The organism is Moorena sp. SIO4A5, from assembly GCF_010672005.1.
In the GTDB taxonomy this organism is placed as follows: Bacteria; Cyanobacteriota; Cyanobacteriia; order Cyanobacteriales; family Coleofasciculaceae; genus Moorena.
On sequence record NZ_JAAHHZ010000424.1, the window covers coordinates 1 to 4081 of the forward strand.

At 39.6% G+C, this 4081-nt stretch carries 4 protein-coding genes and 1 pseudogene; 2 read left to right on the forward strand and 3 right to left on the reverse strand.

Features of this window, described 5'->3' with window-relative positions; translation table 11 throughout:
- Nucleotides 1-557: pseudogene (locus F6K57_RS38385) on the forward strand (mechanosensitive ion channel protein MscS); the annotation flags it as partial.
- Between the two features lie 620 nt (nucleotides 558-1177).
- On the opposite strand, the gene F6K57_RS38390 reads toward F6K57_RS38385, so the two are convergent.
- The 3 genes from F6K57_RS38390 to F6K57_RS38400 form a co-directional block, all read right to left on the reverse strand.
- Entirely contained in the window at nucleotides 1178-2623 is a 1446-nt protein-coding gene (locus F6K57_RS38390; protein WP_293073776.1) for an NAD(P)/FAD-dependent oxidoreductase, read from the reverse strand.
- Between the two features lie 148 nt (nucleotides 2624-2771).
- A complete protein-coding gene (locus F6K57_RS38395; RefSeq protein ID WP_293073779.1) occupies nucleotides 2772-3050 on the reverse strand; it encodes a glutathione S-transferase C-terminal domain-containing protein in 279 nt (92 codons plus the stop codon).
- Nucleotides 3051-3218: 168 nt separating this feature from the next.
- Nucleotides 3219-3389, reverse strand: coding sequence for a glutathione S-transferase N-terminal domain-containing protein (locus F6K57_RS38400; RefSeq protein WP_293073782.1), 171 nt, complete (start codon nucleotides 3387-3389; stop codon nucleotides 3219-3221).
- A 94-nt stretch (nucleotides 3390-3483) separates the two neighbouring features.
- On the opposite strand from F6K57_RS38400, the gene F6K57_RS38405 reads away from it, so the two are divergent.
- Nucleotides 3484-4081, forward strand: a 598-nt coding sequence (locus F6K57_RS38405; RefSeq protein ID WP_293073785.1) for an XdhC family protein, incomplete at its 3' end; no start/stop codon positions are given.

Here is a 4081-nt window from a genome sequence, read left to right on the forward strand (position 1 = left end):
AAATCAAGAGTGACCTCAACTACCGGATTGAGAAAAGTCTGCGTCGCTATGATATCCATATACCATTTCCTCAACGAGACCTCCATGTGCGATCGCCTCAGTTAGAGAAATTGCTGACCGCTTGGCTGGGGGAGCGTCAGCCAAAACCGCCAGAAAACCAACTCTATATTCCCAATGGGTATCAGTCTGAGCCCACCCAGGATTCCTTAGTTTCAGGTTTCCTAGAGCCTATGGATGACATAGATCAAGACTCTTACCCTACGGCTCCTTTCCAAGAGGATATGATAACACTAGACATTGAAACCTTGATCGAGGAAATGCGTCAACCAGGAGGGTTGGATATTCAAGACCGTCGCTATCGTCTCAATAGCTATGGATGCTGTTTTGTTGGGTCAGAAGCCGTAGATTGGTTGGTGAAACGGTGTAATTCTACTCGGGAAGATGCAGTGGCTATTGGACAGATACTGATTAATCGAGGTATTATTCATCATGTCGCAGATGATCATCCTTTCCGAGATGATTATTTGTTTTACCGTTTTTATTTAGATGAGAAATGAACTACCCCGCCCTGTAGAGGCAGGGCTGTTTCATTTTCATGAATAAATTGTCAAGTCAATCTGCTGAAAGGGCGTTGGGGTGCTGGGGAGAAGGTTTTTTTAAGGTTAAAAATACCTTTTTATTAATAAAAATTCTCCGACGGTGCGCTTTCCTTGTCTTGATGCAGTCGGTCATGGGGGGAACCCCCAAGACCGCGCTGCATCGCTAGGCGAATTAAATTCGCCACGGGTCGCACCGCTATCTCCCCACCTCCCTATCTCCCCACCTCCCTACCAATCACGTTTTAGTCGGACGCAAGAAACAGCCCTGCTTGAGCCCCCGGAGACAAAACCTTAGATAGGGTCGCCTTTATAGTTAGCAGGTTATGCAGATGCATGGTTAAATATTTTTTAATAGCGATGCAGCGCTGCCAAAGGGGGTTTCCCCCACTCGCGCTTTGCATCAAGACAAGGCGACCCTATCTTACGGTAAATTCAAACCACTCGCGCTTTGCATCAAGACAGGTATGAGAGCTATGAAGCTTATACAGTCTACTTTTTAGCTATCATGTCGCCCCCCCCAGCTCCAATTTACTTCTTTTTGATTAACTGCCGTTTGCACCAATTCAGAAAAAATTATTCTAATTCATAAGTTTCAACAGTAAAGTCAATATTGCCAATCCTCCCAATATGGATAATACTTGAGTAGTCCTGTTACTTTTAGCAAGAATCTCCGAGTAAGATAATTCATGATTTTGAATCATTATGAAGGAATGGGTATTAAATAAAAAAGGAAATAAACGATTCAATAATAAGCGCATAAAAAAGTTAATACTCCATATTTTTTTCCGTAAAGGGTCTTGATTATATTGCCAAGGATAACTAATTTGTACTAAACGAATTAAGGCTTTAATATCGGGTTTGCGTAGGTTTTGATAGCGAGGAAGTGCTTCAGAAAGATTATCTTTAGTTTCGGCTAATATTTCCTGGAAAACATAGATATCTTCTAAAGCAGAATTAACGCCTTGTCCAATGTCAGGAGGAAAACAATGAACTGCATCTCCTAATAAAATTACGGCTGTTCCTTGACTCTCTTCAGGGTTTCTCCAGATTTGATACAATCCTGAACAATATTGAGGAATCGGAAATTTACCCCCCTCACTGGATGTGAATCTGGCTATTTCTTCAGGGTCAATAATTTTTTCCAGGGGAATCTGAGGAAATGCTTGTTTCAGGAATTGTTCAACGTCTACTGGGGTTTCTAGTTGCCAGATTTGATGATCAGGGTAGGTAATAATATTTGCAGTTCTGGGTTGATTCGGATTTTTCAAGGGTAATAAACCCAGATTAATTGCTTTTTTACGCTCTTTAAAAGTAGACCGAATGGCATAAGCCATTGTAGATTGTGCTACATCTCCTTCTTGTTCTGATAGAGGAAATTGAGGAGGTAAGGTGAGAACTTTATATTTTAAACCGGAACTAGGAGAAGAAAACTTTTGCATTTCAAAGGAATTTGATTGACCTTTTTCCCATTCATGCAGAGTTTGACGCACAATAGAATTTAAACCATCACAACCCACTAACAGAGTAGGAGTCAGTGTCAATGGTTTATTGTCCCTAGATTGGGTAATAATTTCTAAATGCTCTAAATGTTGTTTAATCTCTATACATTCAGTTTTAAATAAAACCTTAATTTCATCTTGCCAATGGTGTTGAATTTCTTGGTAAAGTAACTCTATAAAAGATGCTCTGGGCAGCCAGTAGGCAGTTTTGCGTTTAGAATCAGCAATGGGTAGTTTCGTTGTTTTCCGTGTGCCGTCTTTTTGAATGAGAGTAAAGTAAAAGTCAGTACTAGGGACACTCACATTAGCTAGTTTGGGAGTTAGTTTTAATAAATCGGTTAATTTTTGCCCCCTGCCATCAATTTGATAACTAAAGGATTTATCCGGTTCGTAATAGTCGGCTGAGGGTCTTTTTTCAATAACCGTAATATTTTTCCAGCCTCTTTGGGCTAACATTAAAGCTGCCCCTAATCCTGCAGGCCCCCCTCCGATAATCACAACATTTTTTTTGTAGTAGTGATTCATTTTAATCTCAATTAACGCTGACGATGGCTTGTAATTAAAAACCCAATCCTGAAATTATTCACTACTCATCTGTGAATGCTCCTGCATTTGCTGATCAGAAGCCTCTAAATTTCAGTTTTTTATTGTCCGTTTGTCTGGTGTTTCATACTTAATTTAACGGCATAGGAACAGTTGACTTGACCGACTCACGTTCGTGTAATTTCTCGAACCAATTTCCTATGTTAGGATATTGCAAAACCCAATCTTCATTTAAGCGAAGGCTGTAGTAACCCAAGGAACATAACGCTGCTACATCTGCTGCTGTCCATGTGTCATTGCTTAATAAATATTGAGATTGGGCTAATTGTTCCTCAAAAATTGGTAAAAGGCGATTAATTGACGTTTCTATTTTTGCCCGGTAGGGAGTCGGGGCGAGATTATTGGTCAAATTTAGTATCCATAAGTTGATGATATTATCACCTAAGTTATCTGCTAATTCTTCCCATTTACGACACTCAAGCCGTTCTCGAATATGACTTGGGGAAAAACGAGGTTGTGGATAAGTTTCGTCTAAATACTCTGCAATTAATGTAGAATCCCAAATAACTGTACCATCTTATTCTACAAACACCGGTACTTTACCAATGGGAGAAACTTTAATAAATTCCGAAGGTTTATTCTTAAGATTAACTTCTTTGAGTTCGCAGTCTATTTTTTTTTCAGCTAACAAGATCCGAATTTTCCTATAAAAGTTTGATTGCTGGTGATAAGACAATATTCTCGCCATAAAATATCTCCACAAAAGCCACAAAATTTTTTACTTTACATCATTGAACCCAAATTGTTAAGCTTGGCTATAACAGGAGTGTCTAGCAGCCAAGATGAAAGAGCTAAATTCTATTCTAGCAGCATTCGGAGATAGTCAACACAACGATCAACAAGTATTTCTTGCTACTGTTGTCAATTCTCAAGGCTCTACCTATCGCCAACCTGGTGCGCGGATGCTGATCACATCAACTGGTAAAATGGTAGGAACCATTAGCGGTGGTTGTTTGGAAAATGATGTATTTGAGCATACTCGCGTCTCAATGCCAGACGGAAAACCCATAGTCGTAACTTATGATACCACTGCTGATGAAGACATTATCTGGGGATTTGGCCTGGGTTGTAACGGTGTGGTAAACGTCTTGATTGAGCCTCTAAATCAAGATAATCCCCTTAATCCCTTAGCTTTTATTAATCAATGTTTCCAAAACCAGCAACCAGGTATTATTGCCACTGTTATTGCTGTAGAAGGTAAGGTTAATGTTCAGGTTGGGGCGCGTTTAATCCTGCAATCAAATAATACTGTCAATACTGATATTAAAGACGAATATTTGACTGCTGCTTTGCTCAAAGATGCTCAAGCTGCTCTGGAAAATCAACATTCAAGTTTCCATCAATACCAATTAGCAGTCGGTAAAGTAGATATTTTTATCG